The following is a 24,568-nucleotide window of genomic DNA, read 5'->3' as shown; positions in this document are numbered from 1 at the left end:
GCAGATTAATCGATTATTTCAATTGACGATGGACACTTGAAACAGCAATATAAATGAATCGCAATAATCTGCGAAAATCAGTATGGACCTGCATTATTATTCCTTCACAAATCCAAGCTTTTTCACATAGTTGTGACCGATGTCGAAAGCACGGTAATTCATTTGCACGACTTCTTCTCCCTTCGAGGCGAATATCCGTCCCACGCTTTCGCGTAACGTGGCAGGGTCGAGAATCTTTAGGAATGCCGATGCAGCTCCCAGTAAAATTACATTTGCAGACTTTGGCATTTGGTTTTCTTTCGCCAATTGTTCCACATCGAGTGACACTACGTGGGGCTGTGCTTTCAGTTCATCTGTCAAGGCTTGTTCATCTGGATAGTTAGAGATGTTCTTGAACGGAGCAGACGAAGTAATAATCCATCCGTCTTTAGCCAAAAAAGGTAGATAACGCAACGCCTCCATCGGCTCAAGCGAAAGAATCATATCTGCTGTTCCTAAAGGGATAAGATCGGACGCAATAGGTTTGTCCGAGAGACGGAGGTTCGACTGCACATCGCCCCCACGCTGACTCATCCCGTGTACTTCGGCTTGTTTTAATGCCAACCCCATACGGGTGGCCGCTTCTCCAATGATGGTAGCAATGGACAAGATACCTTGTCCACCAACTCCTGAAAGTATAATGTCTGTTTTCATTTCTTTTCTGCTCTTTTCTTTTTCAACTTACGGTTTAATGTCTGTATGCACTCACGTCGCGGAATAATAACCGATACACCCTGATACTCGATTTCTTCGCGGATGATGCGGGTAATTTCATCCATATTCTTAGGCAGAGGAACTACCACGCGTACGTGCTCTGGCTCTACGCCCAGCCCCAGGCAGATGGCTTCAAATTTGTTGGTGCCTGCCGAGTCCTGTCCGCCGGTCATGGCTGTGGTAAGATTATCCGAAATCACTACGGTGATGTTTGCTTTGTCGTTCACTGCATCTAACAGACCGGTCATTCCTGAATGAGTAAATGTAGAGTCTCCGATAATCGCAATGGCAGGGAATTGTCCGGCATCTGCCGCACCTTTCGCCATTGTGATGGACGCACCCATATCCACGCAACTATTTAATGCACGGAACGGAGGAAGCGCTCCCAGCGTATAGCATCCGATGTCACCAAAGATTTTCGCACCTGGATATTCGGCAGCCACACGGTTTAATGCATCATATACGTCACGATGGCCGCATCCAACACACAAGGCAGGTGGACGCGGTACTAAATGTTGCGCAGGAGCATACACCTCTACGCTGGCAATGCCTAATGCTATCTTCACACTATCAGGGGTTAATTCTCCGGTGCGTGGCAAGTCTCCGCTCAGACGTCCTTTCACTACGTAGGGAGAAGGAAGCAAACCTTTCAATTGTTCTTCTACAAAAGGCTGGCCGTCTTCCACCACTAGTATTTCCTTGCACGACTCTGCCAGGTCGGCTATCTGTTTCATCGGGAGCGGGTATTGCGATACCTTTACCATCGGGAACGGACATCCTTCGGGATAATTTTCCATCACATAGTTATAACCGATGCCGCATGCTACAATGCCCCGTTCAGCCTTTCCTTCGCGTGATACGGTTTTATTGAAAGGAGAAGTTTCCGCTAACTGAAGCAGTTGGGGTTGGGCGGCAATTACTTCCAGATAGCGCCGGCGAGCATTACCTGGCAGCAATACCCAATCGGAAGGTACTGATTCCCTTCCCGTACAAGTCACATCAAGAAATGAACTTTTCACTTGCACCGCTGCACGTGAGTGTGCCAAACGAGTTACAATACGCATCAGTACAGGAAGTTTTTCCCGTTCCGAAAGTTCGTAGGCATATGCCATCATATCGTATGCCTCTTGTTGCGATGAAGGTTCTAAGACAGGTACCATTGCAAACTTGCCATAAAAACGAGAGTCTTGTTCGTTCTGCGATGAGTGCATTGAAGGATCGTCTGCCGCTACAACTACGATACCGCCGTTCACTCCCGTGATGGCAGAATTAACAAAAGCATCGGCACATACGTTCATGCCCACGTGTTTCATGCATACCAATGCACGCTTGCCCACATACGAAACTCCTAAAGCCGCTTCCATTGCAGTCTTCTCGTTAGTACACCAGGTACTGTGTAATCCTCTGGCTTTTGCCAGAGACGAATCTTGTATGTATTCCGTAATCTCGGTTGAGGGAGTTCCCGGATAGGCATATACCCCTGAAATCCCTGCATGGATGGCTCCCAAAGCTATTGCCTGGTCACCCAATAATAAAAATTTTTCGCTATTTTCCATAAATGTGTTTATTGGTTCACCATCGAATAACATGAATCCAAAATGTAATAATAAAAAATGATAACAGCAATGAGGCTATTCTCTGTGATTAGTTATCCACACATTGACATTAATCATTAACTGGATTTCGTGTTTTCGTGATGAATTTTTTCATTTTAATCAATTAATAATCTGTAGTGGAAAAAGACAAAGAAAATCCGTCGGCATCGTCCAGTACGGGAAACTTTTTGCGGAAAACTTTCAAACTGTCCATATCCACGATGGCTTCAGTTCCTTCCTCACACTCGTCCTTGCAGGCAGCTAGTGTGTGTCCGTAAGGGTCTATTACAGCACTTCCCCCACAATATTCACATGTAGGGTCCTTACCCACACGGTTCACGGCTATTACATAGCACTGATTCTCAATGGCACGGGCACGGAGCAACATTTTCCATGCTTCCACGCGTGGTGTCGGCCAGCTTGCCACATAAAGGATGGCATCGTAATCGCCCCGATTGCGCGACCAGACAGGAAAACGCAGGTCATAGCAGACTTCCAACAGGAAGCGTACGCCCCGAAACGGAACAATCACACGTTTATTGCCAGGCGTATAATGCTTATCTTCACCCCCGTATGTGAACAAATGCTTTTTGTCGTACCAGCATACCTGCCCATCAGGGTATACAAAATAAAAACGATTGTAATATTTACCGTCTTCTTCGGTTGCTACGCTTCCGGCAATAGCGCATTCGCGTTTCCTTGCTTGTTGCTCCATCCATCGAAGTGACTCGCATTCCGTCTCTGCCACTCCCTCAGGCTGCGTACAAAAACCGGTCGAAAACATTTCGGGCAGCACATAAAGGTCGGCTCCCGTATGCGCCTCCATCATCTTTTCAATATGCTTTTGATTCGTTGCTGGATTTGCCCAACAAATATCGGTTTGCAGAATAATGACTTTCATAATGCTTTTCATATCGTTAGAAACATCCCCAAAGGTAACGAATTAATCGGCATTACCCAACAAAATGAGTAAAATTTTAATAAATGGGCTTCGATGTCTTGCCGATAGGGTACTAACGAAAGCATTTTCCAAGAGGCAAAAGAAGTTAGAAGCTGCCAGCTTAAGATGGAATTCATAAAAAGAAATGGTGAACATAGGGATAGATTGCAAAATATTTTTTATTTTTGTAGCGAAATTGAGTTAATGTACTGACAAATGAACGTATTAGAACTAAGTGAACAGGAGATTATCAGGCGTAACAGTCTGAATGAGATGAAAGCGATGGGCATCGAACCGTACCCTGCTGCCGAGTATGTAACTAATGCATTTTCAACCGATATAAAAGCCGAATTCAAGGATGACGAGGCAGAACCGCGCAAAGTATCAGTTGCAGGACGCATGATGTCACGTCGTGTAATGGGGAAAGCTTCTTTCATCGAACTACAAGACTCGAAAGGACGTATCCAAGTATATATCACCCGTGATGACATCTGTCCGGATGAAAACAAAGATTTATATAATGTGGTATTTAAACGCTTGCTCGACTTAGGCGACTTCATCGGCATTGAAGGTTTTGTATTCCGAACTCAGATGGGAGAAATATCCATCCATGCGCAGAAGCTGACCGTGCTGGCGAAATCGCTCCGCCCGCTTCCCATTGTAAAATACAAGGATGGCGTGGCGTATGACAAGTTCGAAGACCCCGAACTGCGCTATCGCCAACGCTACGTGGACCTGATAGTAAATGACGGAGTGAAAGACATCTTCCTGCAACGCGCTACGGTGATACGTACCATCCGCCGCGTACTGGACGAAGCCGGCTATACGGAGGTAGAGACTCCTACCTTGCAGAACATTGCAGGCGGTGCAAGCGCCAAGCCCTTCATTACCCACTTCAACGCTCTTGATACCGACATGTACCTGCGTATCGCGACCGAACTTTATCTGAAGCGGCTCATAGTGGGCGGATTCGAAGGTGTATACGAAATCGGCAAGAACTTCCGCAACGAAGGCATGGACCGCAATCATAATCCGGAGTTCACTTGTATGGAACTGTACGTACAGTATAAGGATTACAACTGGATGATGGCATTCACCGAAAAGCTGTTGGAAACCGTCTGCATCGCCGTAAACGGAAAGCCCGAACGTGAAATTGACGGCAACATCATCAGCTTCAAGGCGCCTTACCGCCGCTTGCCTATCCTGGAAGCCATCAAAGAAAAGACCGGCTATGACCTGACTGGCATGGACGAGGCACAAATCCGCGAAGTGTGCCAAAAGCTGAACATGGAAATCGACGACACCATGGGCAAGGGCAAGCTGATTGATGAAATCTTCGGCGAGTTCTGCGAAGGCACCTTTATACAACCCACGTTCATCACCGATTATCCCGTAGAGATGTCGCCCCTTACCAAGATGCACCGCTCGAAACCCGGACTGACCGAACGTTTCGAACTGATGGTAAACGGGAAAGAGCTTGCCAATGCATACTCGGAACTGAATGACCCGATAGACCAGGAAGAACGCTTCAAGGAACAGATGCGCTTAGCCGACAAAGGCGATGATGAAGCGATGATTATTGACCAGGACTTCTTGCGTGCCCTGCAATACGGTATGCCTCCTACAAGCGGTATCGGAATCGGAATTGACCGTCTCGTTATGCTTATGACGGGCAAGACTTTCATTCAGGAAGTATTGTTCTTCCCGCAGATGCGTCCCGAAAAGGTGGCCCCTAAAGATAAAACTGAAAAATTTACTGCTTTAGGCATTCCTGAAGAATGGGTCCCGCTTATCCAAAAAGCAGGATATAATTTGGTATCAGACATGAAAGAAGTTAATCCGCAAAAGCTGCAAATGGACATCTGCGGAGTAAACAAGAAATATAAATTGGGACTGACTAATCCAAGTGTTGACGAAATCGCAGCATGGATAAGTAAAATCATGTAAGTAAAAAACAAACATGAAATTACCCGGGAAAATAGCAATCATGGGTGGAGGAAGCTGGGCAACGGCTATCGCAAAGATTGTCCTTGCCCAAGCCGGTACGATAAACTGGTATATGCGCCGAGACGACCGCATCGAGGACTTCAAGCGGTTGGGGCATAATCCGGCTTACCTGACCAGTGTGCGCTTCAACATCAAATGCATTAACTTTTCATCGGATATAAACAAAGTAGTGAGAGAATCGGATACGCTGATATTCGTCACTCCTTCACCTTACTTGAAAGCACACCTGAAAAAGCTGAAAACGAAGCTAAAGGACAAGTTCATCGTAACAGCCATCAAGGGTATCGTACCCGATGAAAATATGATCATATCCGATTATTTTCACAAGATGTATGATGTGCCCGAAGAAAACATCGCCGTACTGGCAGGACCTTGCCACGCGGAAGAAGTGGCTCTGGAACGTCTTTCTTACCTTACCGTGGGATGTAAAGACATCGAAAAAGCCAAAATGTTCGCCCGCCAGCTGAGCGGACAATATATCAAGACTTCCGTAAATACGGATGTGGCAGGAATCGAATATGCTTCGGTGTTGAAAAACGTATACGCCATAGCGGCAGGTATCTGCAGCGGTCTGAAGTATGGAGATAATTTCCAGGCTGTATTGGTCTCGAATGCCCTGCAAGAGATGAACCGTTTCTTAGACACGGTACATCCGGTAGACCGATGCACCAACGACTCGGCTTATTTAGGCGATTTGCTCGTTACCTCTTATTCCAACTTCAGCCGTAACCGTGTGTTCGGTACCATGATAGGCAAAGGATACTCGGTGAAAAGTGCACAAATCGAAATGGAAATGATAGCAGAGGGCTATTACGGCACAAAATGCATCAAGGAACTGAACAAGCACCTGCATGTGAATATGCCGATAGTAGATGCTGTCTACAACATCCTGTACGAACGCATTTCTCCCATGATTGAGATAAAATTACTGACTGATTCATTCAGATAAAATACATATACTATTATGGAAAATATCAAACTTAACATCGAAAAGACTTTAGGATTCATTTCTAAAGAAAAATTAGCTTCTTACGAACCCAAAGTAAAAGCTTGTATGGAAACTTTGGAAAAAGGCACCGGCCTTGGAAACGATTTCCTGGGATGGCTGCACCTGCCTTCTTCTATCACTCAAGAACACTTGGACGATTTAAAAGCTACAGCTCAAGTATTACGTGAAAATTGTGAAGTAGTAGTTGTTGCCGGCATTGGAGGAAGCTACTTGGGTGCCCGTGCCGTTATCGAAGCGATGTCTGACAGTTTTGCATGGCTGAAAGAGAAAAAAGCAGGCCAGCCCGTTATTTTATTCGCAGGACATAACATCGGCGAAGACTATCTGTACGAGTTGACCTCTTACTTGCAAGATAAAAAGTTTGGTATCATCAACATATCCAAATCAGGAACAACAACAGAAACCGCCCTCGCATTCCGTTTGTTGAAAGAGCAATGCGAAAGACAACGCGGTAAAGAAATGGCACGCAAAGTTATCGTAGCTGTAACCGATGCCAAGAAAGGTGCAGCCCGCACTACTGCCGACAAAGAAGGATACAAGTCGTTTATCATTCCTGACAATGTAGGCGGACGTTTCTCTGTATTGACTCCGGTAGGTCTGTTGCCCATTGCCGTGGCAGGATTCGATATCGAACAGCTGGTAAACGGAGCACGCGAAATGGAAAAGGTATGTGCCAGCGAGAACCTGATGGAAAATCCTTCTGCCTTATATGCGGCAACTCGCAATGAACTGTACCAGAATGGAAAGAAAATTGAAATCCTCGTCAACTTCCAGCCTAAACTGCACTATTTCATGGAATGGTGGAAACAATTGTTCGGCGAATCGGAAGGAAAAGACCACAAAGGCATTTATCCAAGCTCGGTAGACTTCTCTACAGACTTACACTCAATGGGACAGTGGATTCAGGAAGGCGAACGTACCATTTATGAAACCGTAGTGTCCGTCGAGACACCTAACCATGAATTGAAAGTTCCTACCGATGCAGAAAACTTGGACGGCCTGAACTTCCTTGCCGGAAAACGCATTGATGAAGTCAATAAGATGGCAGAATTAGGTACTCAATTGGCCCATGTAGACGGAGGAGTGCCCAATATGCGCGTCAGTGTTCCGATGCTGAATGAATTCTATCTGGGCGAGCTGATTTATTTCTTTGAAAAAGCATGCGGTATCAGCGGCTATTTGCTGGAAGTCAATCCGTTCAACCAGCCAGGTGTAGAAGCTTATAAGAAAAACATGTTCGCCTTGCTGAACAAACCGGGATACGAAGCAGAATCGAAAGCTATCCAAGCCCGTTTGAACAAGTAGCCTATGTTTGAAGAAGCAATTCGGACTTATCTGCAAGCACATCGCTTCGGGTCACTCGACTTGAAAGCTGTATTATTCGACATGGACGGCGTATTGTTCGACTCCATGAAAAACCATGCGGCAGCGTGGCACGAAGCGATGAAACGTTACAACCTGCAAATGTCTCCTGAAGAGGCTTATTTGCACGAAGGGCGTACGGGAGCAGATACTATCAACATCATAAGCGCCCGCCAGCGGAAGAAAGAAGCGACGGATGAAGAAATTGAAAACATCTACGAAACCAAATCCGAAATTTTCAATTCATTACCCCAAGCAGAACGTATGCCGGGCGCATACGAATTATTACAAAAAATAAAAGGAGAAGGATTAACACCGGTCATTGTCACCGGTTCAGGTCAAAAATCATTATTGGAACGGATCAATAAGAACTTTCCGGATATTTTCAGACCTGAATTAATGGTAACGGCTTTTGATGTCAAATACGGAAAGCCCAATCCGGAGCCTTATCTTATGGGACTCCAGAAAGCAGGGGTAAAAGCAAACGAAGCCATCGTGGTAGAAAATGCCCCATTGGGAGTAAAAGCAGGAGTAGCGGCAGGCATTTTTACAGTAGCGGTAAATACCGGCCCCTTACCTGACGAAGTATTGACACAAGAAGGAGCTAACTTTCTTTTCCATTCTATGATGGAATTCAATAATAATTGGGAAAGTTTTTATCAAGTAATCAAATAAAGTTGTATCTTTGCACCACACTTAGCATTTACAAATGCTTATACTAACCCTAACAAATTCAATTGGATATTAAAAAGACTGCTTCGGGAGAAGCGGTCTTTTTTCTGTTCGATGTTTGGGAGTATGCCGGTTGCTATGCATTTAACTCTGGCTATTCCTAGAAATGCAGAATTACAAAGCTTATATTTTGAACAGTGTGGAATTGTGCATTTTAATGGAATACACACAGTCGGTATTACTTCTGTTGCCTGTGTCACACCGGATTGTCAATCCGCTTCTTCAATTACGCCGGCTTACACGTCCGGCATGACAATCAAGCTTTGTTCTCTCCGCAATATAGCTGCCTTGCTTGTAAGATTATTAATCTTACAAACAAGGTAGTCATGGAGATTGGATGGTCGGACTAAGCTGATGTTAGGGTTTGGCTTGGAAAAGCAACCGGTAGACAAGTGTACAGGCACAAATCCAGCTTGACAAATGTGACAAGCGACAAAATGCACAAATTAATGCCGCAAGAAGTATAAAACAGGATTTATACAACATAAGTGAGAATCCAATAAAAATGGCATATGAGATGAGTATAGGCAATCATCTTCATATGCCATTTAATTTTTGAGGTCATTTACTGAATATCCTTGATTCAGTATTGTTCTGCCATATTATTGCAATGTGCCAGCTTCGGCTGCTTGTATCATTTGCTGGCTGGCATACATATATACCTCTACACGCCGGTTTTCTTGACGGCCTGCTTCGGTGCTGTTGTCTGCAACCGGATTGCTTTCGCCCAATCCTTCCACTGTTTTGATTTGTGAGGCAGTAGTACCGCAACTGAGAAGGTAGCTGGATACACTTTGTGCTCGTTCTTGTGAGAGGGCTTGATTTTTCTGTACACTTTGTTCTGCGGTGCTGTTTTTCCAACCCGTATTGTCGGTATATCCATAGATGGCTACATCCATATCGGGATTTTGGATTAATACGTTGTTGGCAAATTTGCTTAGAGCCGCTTTGGCAGAAGTGCTCAGGGTAGAGCTGCTGGTAGCAAATAAGATGCCCGAATCGAATGTTACTTTGACGGCTTGTAAGCCATTGTTATCCGTAACCTGTTCTACTTCTGCTCCTTCGATTTGCGCAGCCTGTTCGGCAGCCTTATCCATTTTCTTACCAATCAAGACCCCTGCGCCTGTTCCTACGGCAGCTCCTACAGCAGCACCGATTGCTGCGCCTTTTCCATGACCGGCAATACCTCCGATGAGGGCACCCAAAGCTGCTCCGCCACCACCTCCAATCATTCCTCCTTTGGCGGTGTTGTTTAAACTTCCACAACCGCTAAGTACCAAGCATCCGCTCAGTAAGATAGCCATACAACTTGTTTTTTTCATAAGCTTTTTATATGATACATTTAATATGCAAATAAGGGATAGTTTTTCATCGTGTTGTTTACACGGGTACGAACGGAAGCTATCACTTCTTCATTGTCTACGTTCGATAATACCGTTTCTATCATTTCGGCAATTTCATACATTAGGTCTTCTTTTGCACCCCGTGTCGTAATGGCTGGAGTTCCTAAACGGATTCCAGAGGTTTGGAATGCTGAACGGGTATCAAACGGAACCATGTTCTTATTTACGGTAATATCTGCCGAAACCAACGCTTTCTCAGCTACTTTTCCGGTCAGGTCGGGATATTTGGTTCGCAGGTCTACTAACATCGAATGGTTGTCTGTACCGCCGGATACGATGGTAAATCCGCGGTCTATCAATGCTTGTGCTAATGTAGCGGCATTTTTCTTTACTTGTAAAGCATAGTCTTTCCATTCGGGTTGGAGGATTTCATTAAAGGCGACAGCCTTTGCTGCAATCACATGTTCCAGCGGGCCACCCTGGATACCGGGGAATACGGCAGAGTCAAGCAATTGTGACATCATTTTGATTTCACCTTTGGGCGTTTTCTTTCCCCAAGGATTGGGAAAGTCTTTTCCCATTAGGATGATGCCTCCACGTGGTCCTCGTAAAGTTTTATGAGTAGTAGACGTTACGATATGTGCGTATTTTACTGGATTGTCGAGCAGACCGGCAGCAATCAGTCCGGCTGGGTGAGCCATGTCAATCATCAGAATGGCATTTACTTTGTCTGCAATTTCGCGCATGCGTTTGTAATCCCATTCGCGTGAATAGGCAGAACCACCTCCGATAATCAATTTGGGGTGTTCGCGTAGTGCGATTTCTTCCATCTGGTCATAGTCTACACGTCCGGTTTCTTTATTCAGGTTATATTCGCAAGGTGTGTAGATGATGCCTGAAGTGTTGACGGCCGAACCGTGGGATAAGTGTCCTCCGTGTGCCAGATTCAGTCCCATGAACTTGTCTCCAGGGTTTAATACTGCAAGGAATACGGCTGCATTGGCTTGTGCTCCAGAGTGAGGCTGGACGTTTGCCCATTCGGCACCGAAGATTTTCTTGATGCGGTCGATGGCGAGTTGTTCGCTTTGGTCTACAACTTCACAACCTCCATAATAGCGTTTGCCAGGATAACCTTCGGCATATTTATTAGTGAGGCATGACCCCATGGCTTGCATTACTTCATCGCTTACGAAATTTTCGGAAGCAATCAGTTCTATGCCTTTCAGTTGACGTTGGTGTTCTCTTTCGATAATGTCGAAAATTAAATCGTCTCTTTTCATATTTGTATGTTTTTTTTTGATAAAATAATTTGATGTTAAAATATTACACCTACTGAGAAACTTAATACATTCCGGCGACGTTTTAGGGAAATGTCTTGGGTATTATAAGGATTTTCAGTCAGTGTCTTGTCGTATGTGATGGATTGAACCAAATCGTGTAATCCGATTTCATAGCGGAAGTCGAAAAAAATGTTTGATACATTGACTGCAAGTCCGACTACTCCACTAAAGCTGAAGGGACGTATTTCTTCTTTGATTCCTTGCTGATAAAACCCGGAATATTCGCTTTTGGTATGTTTTTCCCATGCGTATGCAACTTTCGGTCCGATAAAGAATGCCATGCCGTATGGATAGGCATCTACGAATTTGTAACCATAAAGCAAAGGCATGTCGATAGAATGGATGTCTGTTTTTACCAAGGCATTGTCATCTATTAGTCCTGCATTGTTTACATCATTCGGAATCGAAATACTCCCTTTTGAAACGTTATACGAAAATTCGGTTTGTAGGAAATGGTGTTTTTTAAAATTGAAGCGGCAGAAAAAGGCTCCGAAATATCCTATCTTGTAGTTGTTCTGGATATCTTGCAGCTCATTTTCTCCTAATGTAAAATGGTCGATGAAGAACATGGTGGAATTAAATCCTGCCTTGATGCCTATATTGACCTTGGGGTCGTTTGTCTCATTGCGCGATTCTGTTTGGGCGTGTGCGGAAAGTCCGGACAGCCCCATAAGGCAAAGCAGGATAAAGGCATTTGTTCTCATCTTATTTCTTCTTTTCTACAGACCAACCGAATTTTCCTATTTTTTCTCCTGTTTCATAATATCCGCCGTGGATATATACTAATAGATTGGATTGTGCGAGTTCAAATTTCCCGGTTTCTGTATTTAAATATTTTTCATCAGCTTTTACATTGACGACATCTGCTATGAACATGTCGTGCGAGCCAAGGGCGATAATGTCTTTCACCCTGCATTCGATACATAGAGGTGATTCCTCGATGAGTGGTGCCTGCACCATTGAAGCCTTGCCTGGTGTGAGGTGCATTTCCTCAAACTTATTATAGTCTTTGCCTGAGCGTACACCGCACCAATCGGTAGCGAATGCCATATCTTTGGTGGTCAGGTTGATGACAAATTCCATGTTCTTTTTCAGAATCGGGTAGGAGTGTCGTTCCGGTCGTACGGAGATGTAGCACATGGGTGGGTTGGAACAGATGGTTCCTACCCACGCTATGGTCAGTATGTTGTATTCTTCTTCCGTGCTTCCGCAACTCACAAGTACGGCTGGCAGGGGGTATATCATCGTGCCAGGTTTCCAGTCTTGTTTCATGGTTTGTGTGTCAGATTAGTTTGATGTTGTCTACCTGTTGTTCTTTCTCGCAATAGTGGCATTTCAGGATACCTTGTTCTTTGTCGGCGACATGGAACCACGTCTGCATCGGCTCGTTGTTGGTGATGCATTTGGGATTGTTGCATTTCACGATTCCTTTCAGTTCGGATGGCATCACCACTTCTTTCTTTTCCACTACCTCGTAGTTGCGGATGATGTTCAGCTTCATGTTGGGTGCCACTACAGAAAGACGGCTGATTTCCTCATCGGTAAAGAACCGTCCGGCAATCTTGATGATGCCTTTCTTTCCCAGTTTTTTACTTTCGAAGTTGTTTCCGATAGTGATGTTGCTGTCCATGTGTTGCAGGTCGAGCAAGGATACTACGGTAAACAGCTTGTCTGAAGGTATATGGTCGATTACCGTTCCGTTCTCAAGGGCGGCTACTTGCAATTCTTTTTTGTTGCTCATTACATCAAAAGTTTTAAAGGTTCATGATTCGGTTGGTATCTGCTTTCACTTCGTCCAGCGTAATTCCTAATACATCACAAAGAATGGCTTCACGTGCGTACAGGCCGTTTTGTGCTTGTTGGAAATAGTAGGCTTTCGGGTTATTATCCACATCATAGGCTATTTCGTTCACGCGGGGCAACGGATGAAGGATGCGAAGGTTAGGCCGTGTGTGCTCCAGCATTTTGTTGTGCAGGATATACACGTCTTTTACCCGTTCGTATTCCATCAGGTCGGTGAAACGTTCGCGTTGTACACGGGTCATGTACAGGATGTCTGCATTGGCAATGGTTTCCTCGTTGAAGTCGCTGTGTTCTTCGTAATGGATGTGATGTTCCTTGCAGTACAGTTTGTATTCTTCCGGCATTTTCAGTTCGTTGGGGGCGATGAAATGGAAAGTCGGGTTAAAATGGCGCATTGCCATCAGGAGGGAATGTACTGTGCGTCCGTATTTCAAATCACCTACCAGATAGATGTTCAGATTTTCCAGTGTACCCTGTGTCTTATAGATGGAATAGAGGTCAAGCATGGTTTGAGAAGGATGCTGGTTGGCCCCGTCGCCCGCGTTGACGATAGGAACGGGTGCTATTTCGCTGGCATAGCGTGCGGCTCCCTCCAAGTAGTGACGCATGACGATGATATCGGCATAATTGCTTACCATCATGATGGTGTCTTTCAGGGTTTCTCCTTTCGAAGAACTTGTCACCTTGGGGTCGGTGAATCCGATGACTTTTGCACCTAAACGATTGGCAGCTGTCTCAAAACTCAGACGCGTGCGGGTGGAAGGTTCAAAAAAAAGGGTCGCAACGATTCTCTGGTCCAACAAGTGACGGTTTGGTTTCTTTTCAAACTCTTGTGCCATTTCCAGCAGATAAAGGATGCGTTCCTTCGAGTGGTTGGCAATAGTGACTAAACTTCTATTTTCCATATTTTCCGTTTAATGATAGTTCTTTAATAAATACCGGAGTTCAAAGATAGTCAAAAAAATAGAATGAACGGTTTTTATTCCGGCATTTTTTATACTTTTGCACTTCGTAAAGAGTAATATCGGACACAAGAGTATGAAGGTGCAGTGTTTTTCTTTGTCGGCGAAGCAAGACATTCCTCTTTTTGTGCCATTGTATTTCCTGGGTTCTATGTTTATATATTAAGGTATAAGAATTATGAGAAAGAAGTTCATATGCGCATTGTGGATTTTGGTGGTCTTGAGTATTCTGGCCGTGGCGGTTGTATTTACGGCTATAGCGAAAGGATGGATAGGCTATGTGCCTCCGGTGGAGGAATTGGAAAATCCCAATCTGAAATTTGCTACCCAGATTATATCCGATGATGACCAATTACTGGGGACATGGTCGTATAGCAAGGAAAATCGTGTTTATGTAGGCTATAATGATTTGTCGCCCAATTTGGTTCATGCATTGATTGCTACAGAAGACGTGCGCTTCAGCGAACATTCCGGCATTGATTTTCGTGCTTTCTTGCGTGCGGTAATCAAGCGCGGAATACTGATGCAGAAGAATGCCGGAGGAGGCAGTACGATTACCCAGCAGCTTGCCAAGCAATTTTATTCACCTACGGCAGACAATGTGATGGAACGTCTGTTACAGAAGCCGATAGAGTGGGTGATAGCCGTCAAGCTGGAGCGTTATTATACAAAAGAGGAAATCCTCACGATGTATCTCAATAAGTTCGATTTCTTAAACAATGCTGTGGGTATCAAAACGGCGGCAAAAACTTATTTCTCGAAAGATCCGAAAGAACTTTCCATCGAAGAGGCTGCAACACTGGTTGGCATGTGTAAGAATCCTTCGCTTTATAATCCGCGCAGGTTTAACGAACGTTCGCGGGGACGTCGAAATACAGTGCTCGACCAGATGCGCAAGGCGAATTATATTACGCGGGCTGAATGTGACTCGTTGCAGGCACTTCCGCTTAAGTTAAGGTTCCAGCCTGTTGACCATAAGGATGGGCTGGCTACTTATTTTCGTGAATACCTGCGTCATATAATGACTGCTAAGCAGCCCGATAAGAGTAAGTATCGCGGCTGGCAGATGCAGCAGTATTACGAAGACTCCATTGCCTGGAAAACCAATCCGCTTTACGGTTGGTGTGCGAAGAACAAGAAAAAGGACGGCACCAACTATAACATTTACACCGACGGGTTGAAGATTTACACCACTATCAACTCCCGGATGCAGCAATATGCTGAAGAGGCGGTTTACGAGCATGTGGCGAAGTATCTCCAGCCTCGCTTCTTTAAGGAGAAGATGGGGCGGAAGACAGCTCCTTATACCAACCAGCTGACGCAAGAAGAAGTGAACGAGATAATGGACCGCTCAATGCGTCAGACCGACCGCTACCGTCAGATGAAGAAAGCAGGATGCTCGGAAGAAGAAATCCGTCAGGCCTTCAACACCAAGCATGAGATGACGGTTTTTTCATACGAGGGAGAAAAAGATACCATCATGACACCGATGGACTCCATTCGTTATTATAAGTATTTTCTGCGTGCCGGGTTCATGTCGATGGATCCTGTGACCGGTTACGTGAAGGCATACGTAGGCGGGCCTAATTATAATTACTTCCAGTATGACATGGCAATGGTAGGACGCCGTCAGGTAGGGTCTACCATCAAGCCTTTCCTTTATTCGCTAGCGATGGAGAATGGTTTTTCGCCTTGTGATGAAGTACGTAATGTGGAACAGACACTTTTCGATGAGAACGGAAAAGCTTGGTCGCCACGTAACTCTTCCCGTTCGCATTATGGTGAAGTGGTTACTCTGAAGTGGGGACTTGCCAACTCGAATAACTGGATATCGGCTTATCTGATGAGTAAGCTTAGCCCTTATGCGCTGGCGAGGTTGATTCACTCGTTCGGTGTGCTGAACAAAGACATACAGCCCACTGTCTCTCTTTGTCTGGGTCCGTGTGAGATATCGGTAGGAGAAATGGTTAGTGCTTATACGGCATTTGCCAACCGGGGCATCCGCACGGCACCGCTGTTTGTTTCGCGCATTGAGGATAATGAGGGAAATGTCATTGCTAACTTTACTCCACAGGTCGATGAGGTAATCAGTGAATCGAGTGCTTATAAAATGTTGGTGATGCTGCGTGCCGTTATTAATGAGGGTACCGGAGGACGTGTGCGCCGTTTGTATGGCATTAAGGCAGATATGGGTGGAAAGACCGGAACAACTAACCGTAATTCGGATGGTTGGTTTATGGGATTTACTCCTTCATTGGTGTCTGGATGCTGGGTTGGCGGTGTAGAGCGTGATATCCATTTTGACACGATGCGTGATGGACAAGGTGCTTCGATGGCACTTCCGGTATGGGGACTCTTTATGCAAAAAGTTTATGCTGATAAGGAATTGGGCTATTCTGAAGAGGAACGCTTTGACATACCAGGTGATTTTGACCCTTGTAAGGACAAATTGACTGAAATGGAAGAAGAAAATGCCAGCAGGCTGGACGATGTGTTCTTCCAATAACAATGATTCACGGATGCCTGCACTTTGCCCATCTGTCGTTCTTAAAAATGAAGCTATGTTTCAGATGCAGTTCATATATGCAACTGCATCTGAAACATAGCTTTTAATGGCGAAGTATTTATTTTCTATTGTCGGTTGTTGGCAGACTACGGATATACCTATGAAAATAGTTGGCTGAAAGACTTGGTTTTGGGGGTTAGGTCTTGCAACTGTTTCTTAGAACCAGTCATTTAAAGGAGAAAACGGTATTTATCTAAGATATTTCGAAAAAAAATCCTTTTTCATTAGCTTTTTTACTGAAAAAATATTTCCTTTACAGCAAAATGATTTATATCTTTCTTAAATGATTGACTGTATGATAGATGTTTTCATTTGTAATTGAATTAATTTATAAACCATAAAAACAGATACTATGAATTTACTCGTTAGCTCTGATGAAGAGCTGATTTCTTTATTTCAGTCTGGAAACAATGAGGCATTTGCTATTCTTTTACACCGCTATGCCGACCAGATTAAATATTCTATTCGTCAAATCATATCCAGTATTGAAGAAGCTGAAGATGTTTTTCAAGATTTATCCATTCATTTCAGTATTAAACTGAAGACAGCTTACAAGGAAAATGGGAAATTTGGAGGTTGGCTACATTGTGTAGTTGACAATTATTTATGTAGCTATTGTAGGAAAATGAAGCCTAAAATCACAGATTTGGATTTGGAGACGGTGAAAGATTGGCAAAATGAATATGAATTAAGTTCGCAGGATAGAGAACATAAATATGCAGAACTAAGGAAATCGGTCAAGGAGCTTCCGGAGGAATTAAGAATATTGGTAGAGATGAAAATCTGGAAAAGAATGACTTTAGAGGCTATTGCCGTCAAATTAAACTCGAACAAATCGACAATAGCCAAGCGTTTGCAGTCTGCTTATCACCAACTGGAAAAGAGTATGCTTGCCAAAGGGTATGATGATGCTTTTATTTGATTCTTGTCGGGAATATGTAGTAAAATAGACTTGAAAATCTTATCTTTGCAAAAAAGGGAGAATATGGATTATGACTTGACTTTATATCAAGTATCTCCCCGGTTGGCAGAAACGGTAATAGCCCGTATCGGTGAATTCAATCGGGGCAGGACAACCGTTAATGGTTGTTATGCTATTAGTGTGGCTACAGCTTATCGTCCATATTATGCTTTCTGGCGTTTCTTCCCCAACGTAGAGATTCCTTTATTTATACGGACACTTGCCGTCACTTTTGATATGGCGGCTGAACGTGCTTTTTCTTTGCTTCAAAATTGTAATGTAAAACTTGAAGTATTTGATAATAGGGTTTTTGAATGCTATTATGGACAATCGGAAGATTTTGTTCCTTTCGGAAAGTACCGTGGCAAACGATTGGCTGAAGTGTATTATATTGATCCTTCTTACGTATTGTGGCTGGCAAATAAATTTGTACCTAGTCTCAAGCGTTACGAACCATTGGTTGTTCTGGCCAAAGAGTTTGCACGTGTTCATTTTGAACTGACAGTACAAAAGCGTCGCGTTTCATCGGTGAGCCATAATGTGGGGCAAGTAGGCGAGCGTTTGAAGGAACTTTTTCTGACAGTGTTGAATGTCCGTCTACAAGTAGATATTTACAAGCCTGATTTCTATGTGGACCAATATATTTTGGCAGCCGACCGTGATGGAAATCGTTTTACGTTTTTTCTTAAAGCAGGCGGACGTAGTCTTTCGCCCAATGTATTAAGTTGCCATACACGAAAGGTCATTGCTCACGAGATGTTGCATCTTGCTTCTGCTAAGGTGATATCGCATTACGAGAGTCGCGGAGTGCGTTATACTCGTTTGGGGTATGTGAAATTGTTGTAGTACTCAATATTGCAAGGCTAAGGTTAAATGTCCACAATGCGGTGAATGAGAAGAGGATTATCTTCTGTGTCAGGTCGGATAATCCTCTTTTGAAGATAGGATTATCTGTTATTTCCGGCATAAATCCTTGAAATCACAATAGGTGCATTTATCCGGAATCTCGGTTTGTGTGAATGGGATTTCCGGGGAGAAGATTTCCATCAGCAACAGTTTCAGTCGTTCGCGGAACTCCATTTCGTAACGGGCAAAGTCGTAAACTGGTTCAGCTTTTCGTGCTTCACCCAGTTGGATGACTGGCGTGTAGTTTTCTGAGGCAGCCCGGTGTATGTACAGCAGTGAGGGAGCTACTTGGCGTGTGTCTTGTTTCTCCCGTAGCTTGCGGCATACGATAGCAGCGTAGAGGAATGTTTGGAATACATGACTCGAACGTTTGAGGTCGGGAGAAAAGAGCGATTCTATGCTGGATGGCGTGTCGGCGTTTCCTCCAGTCTTATAATCGACGATGCGCAGAATGTTGTCTTTCCAATCTATTCTGTCAATGATGCCTCCGATACGTGAATGTAGGACGGTGTCGGCTACGGTGAGCTTCAGTTCTTCGTAGACGGGGTATTCTGAACTGACGAACGTGAATGGTGCATGCTTCAGGTCCTTCTGGAGCAGTTGCTTCACATAGCGTAGTATGACAGCTGAATTAATAAGTTGGATACCATTGTAAGTGGGTTTTTCTTCAGGAGGCAGATGGAAAAAAAGTTCTTTGAAACCTTTGTCGACATAGTCCTGTAAGCGAACTTCATTTTTCAGCAGATTCTCTATTGTTTCTTGATTGATGACTTTTCCGTGTGTTGTCAGGTCTTTGTAGATGTGTTCGGCAGCATGGTGGAAAATACTGCCGAATTTGGCAGCATCAATTTCAGGAGAGATTTCATCGGGGGCATTGAGGTGTGCCGCATACTTGTAGTAGAATTTTAACGGGCAGTCCAGGTAACAGTTCAATGCCGAGGGCGAAAGTACAGCTTTTGGGTTGTAACGTACATCGAAGGTTTCCCATAAGCGTCGGAGGACGGTCGGTCCTTTGGAGATACAGATAGGGGTAGAGCCTTGTGGCGATTGTGCAGCTTCCAGTCTCAAACGCTTGACGGGATACCCCCATTCGATGATGAATTGGAGCATGAAGCGCGACATTTCGCCACGGTTGATGCCGTCAGTAGCAGTGTTGAATATCAGTGTAGCTTTTTCCGTGCGCTGTAACAGACGGTAAAAATAATAGGCATAGACGGCTATCTTGTGGTCGATGGTGGTCATTCCGAATGCTTTTCGCAGGTTGTAGGGGATGAATGAGGCATCGTTTCCACCTTTTGGAAGTTGGCCTTCGTTTACCGAGAGCATAATGAGGTGACGGAAGTCGAGGTTACGTGTTTCCAGTACTCCCATTACTTGCAGTCCGATGGCTGGTTCGCCATGGAAAGGAATACTCGAAGTAGCCATGACGCGGGTAAGCAGGCGTTGCAATGTCTCGGGTTTTACGTTTAAGTCTTTGTCTTCTATCAGTGTGTAGAATCGGTTCATCAAGGTATAGGTCTTGAACAAGGCTTCACGGTAAAGCTGGTCGAAAGCGGTTGTATCCGAAGGCTTTTGTTGCTGGTAAGATAACGCGACTTTCTCTAATGCCTTCGTAATCAGCTGGCATAAGTTGGAGTTGGTGGTAACGGGTGTGAAGAGTATCTCCAGTATTCCGTCTTTTTCTAATTCGGAGGGAAGTGGGTAGAATCTGTTGTCACGGGTTAGGCTTTGCTCCAATTCTGCCGCCTGTGACGAGAGTTGTCGCGTATAAGGGTGCTTCAGCAGGCTGATTACTTCGGTGAAGCGATAACGTCCGTTTTGTGTGTTGTATCCTGCAGTATGCAGTTCCAGCAAGGCACAGACAAAACTATATGCAGGCGTTTGTGAGAGAGGAAAGCCCATTGTGATGTTGATGTGTTTTACATTTTCGGGAAGCGAATGGAGTACGGACTGGAGCAGTGCCTCGTTGCATAGCACTACGGCAGTTTCTTTTTCTTCTTCGGTAAGATTCTCACGAAGCCATTGGGGCAGGTAGCGCGCTTGTCCGTTTTCGGTGGGCGATTCTACAAAAGTAATGTCTTTGGCTTGATTTAAGTTATTAAAGAAAGAGGGAGGAAGCTCAGATGGGAAATCCCGTAAATTCCGGCGGATGAATTCGCCTGCTTCATGAGGTGTCCGGTTCAGGTAAAAGGTGTCGTAGTCCCAGTAAAATAAGGCTTTTCCTGCATCGGCAAGTCTACGGAAGAGTGTATGTTCTACTTTGTTCAGTACGTTGAAACCTACAAAAACATACAGCCGGTATGGAAGTTTGTCGGGATTCAGGGTGTCGATGACTTGGCGGTACATCATTCCTTCGTAAGCAATGTGCTGGCTTTCCAGCAATGCTTTATATCGGGTGTAGATTTCTCCTAGTGTGTCCCATATCGAAATGAAGCGTTGTTTCAACTCTGTTACGCGGTCAATCGAGAAATTTCGGAAAAACTGCGAAAGGGCTTCTTTCTGTCCTTCTTCCAGAAAATCGTAGTCATCAGTTAAGCCGTTCAGGTCTTTCAGATTGCTGAAGAGCGCCTGGGTATCTGCCAAGTTCTTGTCTGCGTCATCAAAATCGGCTATCAGCATCTCTCCCCAGAAAAAGAAATCGTCTAGAGATTCATTACTTCCGGTTACTTGGCGAAATACTTTATACAGGTCACACACCAATTTGACGGAATCGCCTGTTTGCCATGGAGAGCACTGGCGGAACAATTCGCTGATGCTGGTGTAGGCGGGCGACCACAAGGGGCGCTTGCTTTCATGTGCCAAATACTCGTTGAAAAACAGGCTGGCGCGTTTATTGGGGAAAACCACGGCAACATTGCTCAGGTCACCGTGCGTTTTTTCATATAGGTCGTGTGCTACTTCTTGTAGGAATGTTTTCATCTTTTTTATTGGTTTATTGAGGGTTAGTAGTTGGGGAATTTGTCACTTGGGATTGGATATTAATGCTTTTTTAGGGGAAAAGTATCGGTTTCTGGATATCTGGATTTCTGTGGAGTCATACTTTTTCCAACTCGTTTCCGAATACATACCACAAGTAGCCTTCTACATTTTTGTAGCCCATCCCGATGAGCAGGTTCATATATTCTTTTACCTGCTGGCGGTAGACATTTTTTTTCTTACCGAACTTGAAGTCGACTACTACCACTTTGTCTTTTTTCATCATTACGCGGTCTGGTCGCCGTGTCTGGAATGTTCCGGTTTCATCAGTGTAAATGATGCTGCATTCGTTATAGAGTCTCCAATTTCCTCCATACCAGTCTTTTACCTGCGGGTGGTTTAGCGCCCAACGAGCAAGTTTTTCGATTTCGCATGCTTTCTCTTCCGATTCCAGTATGCCTTCAAACGTGAGTTTTTTGATGACTCCAGGTAAGTCGGATTCAGTGGTGATGGAAGCAAACACTTGATGCAGGAGTTGTCCTTGACGGATGTAGCGTTCGTGTTCTTCTTCATCTTCATCGCCTCGGATAAAGTCGGCAGAACGGTTCGATTGTTTGAATTCGATTGGAGTTTCTATCGATTCCACCTGTACAGGCAAGCTTTGTGGAAGTACTGCAAGTGGATTCTCAGAGCCTTTTTCCTGTTTTTTATTTTCCGAAGGACAGAGAGAGCCGAAGGTGTATGTCAGAGGAGATGTTTCTTCGGTTTCTTCTGTTTTTGTGTCCCAAATGTTGAGTTGGGGGGCTACTTCAGCAAGTAGTTCCGATACAGTGCCCCGCTGGTTTGCTTTACCCCATATAATAAGGTTCTTGCACGCACGGGTAAACGCCACGTAGAGTAGATTCAGGTTATCCACCCATAGCTGGAGTCGTTCTTCCCAATAGCTGTCGTGGTAAACAGAGTCTGCCATGGCTGAAGAATAATTTACCGGTACGATGTCCAGTTCGTTGAACGGGGCACGGTCGGTCTCTTTTCCTGTTCCTGCCACTGAACACCATATCAGGTGATTGTTGGTTTCGTTTTCCATCTTCCAGTCGCAGAAAGGGAGCAGTACAGTGTGGAATTCTAATCCTTTCGACTTATGGATGGAAAGGATACGGATACCTTCTATTTCTCCCGATGGGATGGTTTTTTCGTGCAGGCGTTCGTCCCAAAAAGCAATGAAGGCAGTTAGCTCAGACGAATGTTGCTGCATGTACTCGGTTACAGCATCGTAGAAAGCGCATAGGTAGGCGTCTTGATGCTCAATGCGTTGCATATCGAATAGCAGGAAGAGTTTTTCCAATAGCTCATAAAGAGGCATGAGGCGCAATTCAGGCATCTGTGCTGCAAAGGCTTCAGGTAGGAAAGGAGTGAGGTCATCCGCTAAGATTTGGTTTAGGCTGATGCTGGAGTGAAGTATTTCGTGCTGGTATGCTACTGCCAGACGTGCACCGGCTATGCGGTCTTCGGGCGAGGTGAGATAGCGTAACCCGTCTACCATCATGCATACAGCCAGCGAAGCATCGAGGCGGAAGGCTTCGTCCGATACGATGCGGTAGGGTGTATGTTTATCAAAATAATCGGCTATGGAGGGAATGGATTTATTTTTCCGTACCAGAATAGCTATATCGTTGGTATGTATTCCTTGTGCGATAAGTTGTTCTACCTGACTGGCAAGGGCATGCAGGGTAGCATCAGCGTATGGCTGTTCTTGGGTATCGGGTAGGAAAGTCAGGCTGACGAATCCCTGTTCGTTTTGTTTGGAAGTTTCCTGGCATACGTCGCTGTATGCGTTGAGCAATTGCAGGCATGGGGTGCCTGTTTCATCCTCATATTTGTGGTTCAGGGCGGTACAAGCGGAAGTAAACATTGCGTTGTTAAAGTAAATGATGCGTGCTTCACTTCGCCAGTTCGTTTTCAGGGTCAGTTCGTGGATACGCAAGGTCGGGTCATTCCCCAGTCCTGCCAGAATTTTCCAGTCTCCGTTGCGCCAGCGGTAGATGCTTTGTTTGATGTCGCCTACGATGAGGCTACCTTCCCTTTGTGAAAGACTTTCTTCCAGCAGCAGATGGAAATTTTCCCATTGCATACGTGACGTATCTTGAAATTCGTCTATCATCACTGTGTCGATGGAAGTACCTATTTTTTCATAGATGAATGCTGCGTCACCTTCGTGCATCAGGCTATGCAGGAGGGCGTTGGTATCGGATAATAAAAAACGGTTGTGTTGCTGGTTCTGCAAGCGCAGTTCTTCATCAATATGTGCCAGAAGGCGTAGGTTGTTCAGATAGCGTAACGAAAGATTGCACGAGTTTGCCAGTACGTTATTCTTCGGCCGGAACTCTTCGGCGGTTTTCAGCAAGGGAATCAGTTCGCGTGTGGCAAGGTCTAAGATGGCAGCGCGATGGGGTGAAGTGCGTGTTGCCCAGTTATCTTCACTCGCCAGGCACTTGTCTACAGTGGCATTGCGGATATTGTCCGACAGGTTTCCTAGGGCGAGTTTGTTGAAATAGCTTCCGATACCACGCGAACCGTTTTTCAGATCGGTTGGCAACAGGCCGTTCATTTCCAGTACACCTGTAAACTGGTCGTTAAAGCTTTTCATCTCTTCCAATGCTTCACGGCGGATGTCCTGCACCTGTCTCCGATAGTTGGGAATGAAAGTCGGGTCGGCAAGTTTACGGCGCAGCCCGTCGCCTTTCTCAATGTATCCTTCGTCAAGGATGTTGCGTCCGAAGTTCTTGATTTCGCTTGAAATATCCCAGCGTTTGTCATCCGAGATGCGTTCGTCTATATATTCCATCAGCCAACTCAGTACGGGTGAATGACGGTCCAGTTTTTCTATCATTGCATCTACGGTATCTGAGAGTACTTCTGTGTTATTCAGTTCTATGGTCATATTGGCACCTAGTTCCAGCTCGCGGGCTAAATTGCGCAGCACGGCTTGAAAAAAAGAGTCAATGGTTTCAATTCGGAAACGACTGTAGTCATGTATGATGTTGTGCAACGCCCGTCGTGCTGCCTTGCGGATGGCGTCTTCGTCCATCTGACATATTCGTTTCAGTTCATTGAGGTAGCTGTCCGATGATTTGACGTTGTAGCCCAGCCCATAGAGTTGTTCCAGAATACGGCTTTTCATTTCGGCTGTAGCCTTGTTTGTGAAGGTTACTGCCAGGATACGCCGGTAGGATGCAGGATCTTCTATCAATTGCCGGATGTATTGCACGGCAAGGGTAAAGGTCTTTCCTGAACCGGCTGAGGCTTTATAGACTAATAGTTGTGGGGTATTTGTCATAGCTTTTTTATATGCGTTAATATGCGTTTTCAGTGC

The 24,568-nt window shown here is 44.9% G+C and carries 18 protein-coding genes; 7 read left to right on the top strand and 11 right to left on the bottom strand.

Annotation, left to right across the window (positions count from 1 at the left end; all coding sequences use genetic code 11):
- Positions 1–96: 96 nt before the first annotated feature.
- The 3 genes from H9625_RS08755 to H9625_RS08745 all read right to left on the bottom strand — a co-directional run bounded on the left by H9625_RS08755 (position 97) and on the right by H9625_RS08745 (position 3,249).
- Positions 97–693 (bottom strand): indolepyruvate oxidoreductase subunit beta, encoded by a 597-nt coding sequence (locus H9625_RS08755; protein WP_022039889.1) that lies wholly within the window; start codon positions 691–693, stop codon positions 97–99.
- On the bottom strand, positions 690–2,309 hold the full coding sequence (locus H9625_RS08750) for a thiamine pyrophosphate-dependent enzyme (protein WP_191763948.1): 1,620 nt from the start codon (positions 2,307–2,309) through the stop codon (positions 690–692). The genes H9625_RS08755 and H9625_RS08750 overlap by 4 nt, the downstream gene beginning before the upstream one ends.
- Positions 2,310–2,472: 163 nt before the next feature.
- On the bottom strand, positions 2,473–3,249 hold the full coding sequence (locus H9625_RS08745) for an amidohydrolase (RefSeq protein ID WP_191763946.1): 777 nt from the start codon (positions 3,247–3,249) through the stop codon (positions 2,473–2,475).
- A gap of 255 nt (positions 3,250–3,504) precedes the next feature.
- Here H9625_RS08745 and lysS point away from each other — a divergent pair, with 255 nt between their 5' ends.
- From lysS to H9625_RS08725, 4 genes are read left to right on the top strand one after another with little or no spacing between them, the layout of a single operon-like run.
- Positions 3,505–5,235 (top strand): lysine--tRNA ligase, encoded by a 1,731-nt coding sequence (lysS, locus tag H9625_RS08740; protein ID WP_191763944.1) that lies wholly within the window; start codon positions 3,505–3,507, stop codon positions 5,233–5,235.
- 13 nt (positions 5,236–5,248) lie between these two features.
- Positions 5,249–6,244, top strand: coding sequence for an NAD(P)H-dependent glycerol-3-phosphate dehydrogenase (locus H9625_RS08735; RefSeq protein ID WP_013616264.1), 996 nt, complete (start codon positions 5,249–5,251; stop codon positions 6,242–6,244).
- 15 nt (positions 6,245–6,259) lie between these two features.
- Positions 6,260–7,609, top strand: coding sequence for a glucose-6-phosphate isomerase (locus H9625_RS08730; RefSeq protein WP_022039885.1), 1,350 nt, complete (start codon positions 6,260–6,262; stop codon positions 7,607–7,609).
- 3 nt (positions 7,610–7,612) lie between these two features.
- Positions 7,613–8,341, top strand: coding sequence for an HAD-IA family hydrolase (locus tag H9625_RS08725; RefSeq protein WP_191763942.1), 729 nt, complete (start codon positions 7,613–7,615; stop codon positions 8,339–8,341).
- Between the two features lie 659 nt (positions 8,342–9,000).
- Here the strand turns inward: H9625_RS08725 and H9625_RS08720 are convergent.
- Genes H9625_RS08720 through pyrB form a run of 6 tightly spaced genes read right to left on the bottom strand, consistent with a single transcriptional unit; the run spans position 9,001 to position 13,789 of the window.
- The gene (locus tag H9625_RS08720; protein ID WP_022039883.1) at positions 9,001–9,720 is read right to left on the bottom strand and encodes an OmpA family protein; all 720 of its coding nucleotides are present in this window, start codon (positions 9,718–9,720) and stop codon (positions 9,001–9,003) included.
- Positions 9,721–9,740: 20 nt separating this feature from the next.
- Positions 9,741–11,021, bottom strand: a complete 1,281-nt coding sequence (gene glyA, locus H9625_RS08715; protein ID WP_087209521.1) for a serine hydroxymethyltransferase — start codon at positions 11,019–11,021, stop codon at positions 9,741–9,743.
- A gap of 35 nt (positions 11,022–11,056) precedes the next feature.
- Positions 11,057–11,785 (bottom strand): porin family protein, encoded by a 729-nt coding sequence (locus H9625_RS08710; protein ID WP_022039881.1) that lies wholly within the window; start codon positions 11,783–11,785, stop codon positions 11,057–11,059.
- Position 11,786: 1 nt separating this feature from the next.
- Positions 11,787–12,353 carry a flavin reductase family protein gene (locus H9625_RS08705; RefSeq protein ID WP_022039880.1) on the bottom strand — a complete coding sequence of 189 codons (567 nt, stop codon included), beginning with the start codon at positions 12,351–12,353 and terminating at the stop codon, positions 11,787–11,789.
- Between the two features lie 10 nt (positions 12,354–12,363).
- Positions 12,364–12,822, bottom strand: coding sequence for an aspartate carbamoyltransferase regulatory subunit (pyrI, locus tag H9625_RS08700; protein WP_022039879.1), 459 nt, complete (start codon positions 12,820–12,822; stop codon positions 12,364–12,366).
- A gap of 13 nt (positions 12,823–12,835) precedes the next feature.
- Entirely contained in the window at positions 12,836–13,789 is a 954-nt protein-coding gene (gene pyrB, locus H9625_RS08695; protein ID WP_022039878.1) for an aspartate carbamoyltransferase, read from the bottom strand.
- A 235-nt stretch (positions 13,790–14,024) separates the two neighbouring features.
- On the opposite strand from pyrB, the gene H9625_RS08690 reads away from it, so the two are divergent.
- From H9625_RS08690 to H9625_RS08680, 3 genes are all read left to right on the top strand, one after another.
- Positions 14,025–16,352 (top strand): transglycosylase domain-containing protein, encoded by a 2,328-nt coding sequence (locus tag H9625_RS08690; protein ID WP_022039876.1) that lies wholly within the window; start codon positions 14,025–14,027, stop codon positions 16,350–16,352.
- A 412-nt stretch (positions 16,353–16,764) separates the two neighbouring features.
- Positions 16,765–17,334, top strand: a complete 570-nt coding sequence (locus H9625_RS08685; RefSeq protein ID WP_022039875.1) for an RNA polymerase sigma factor — start codon at positions 16,765–16,767, stop codon at positions 17,332–17,334.
- 63 nt (positions 17,335–17,397) lie between these two features.
- On the top strand, positions 17,398–18,219 hold the full coding sequence (locus tag H9625_RS08680) for an exodeoxyribonuclease X C-terminal domain-containing protein (protein ID WP_022039874.1): 822 nt from the start codon (positions 17,398–17,400) through the stop codon (positions 18,217–18,219).
- Positions 18,220–18,327: 108 nt separating this feature from the next.
- Here H9625_RS08680 and H9625_RS08675 read toward each other — a convergent pair whose 3' ends face one another.
- Positions 18,328–21,198, bottom strand: a complete 2,871-nt coding sequence (locus H9625_RS08675) for a PD-(D/E)XK nuclease family protein (protein ID WP_022039873.1) — start codon at positions 21,196–21,198, stop codon at positions 18,328–18,330.
- Between the two features lie 115 nt (positions 21,199–21,313).
- Complete coding sequence (locus H9625_RS08670; protein ID WP_191763940.1) at positions 21,314–24,532, bottom strand: UvrD-helicase domain-containing protein; 3,219 nt, start codon at positions 24,530–24,532, stop codon at positions 21,314–21,316.
- Between the last annotated feature and the right edge of the window lie 36 nt (positions 24,533–24,568).

Source organism: Phocaeicola intestinalis (assembly GCF_014837065.1).
In the GTDB taxonomy this organism is placed as follows: Bacteria; Bacteroidota; Bacteroidia; order Bacteroidales; family Bacteroidaceae; genus Phocaeicola; species Phocaeicola intestinalis.
The sequence above is the reverse complement of the archived record's forward strand: the minus strand, read 5'-3'. Positions and strand labels throughout refer to the sequence as shown.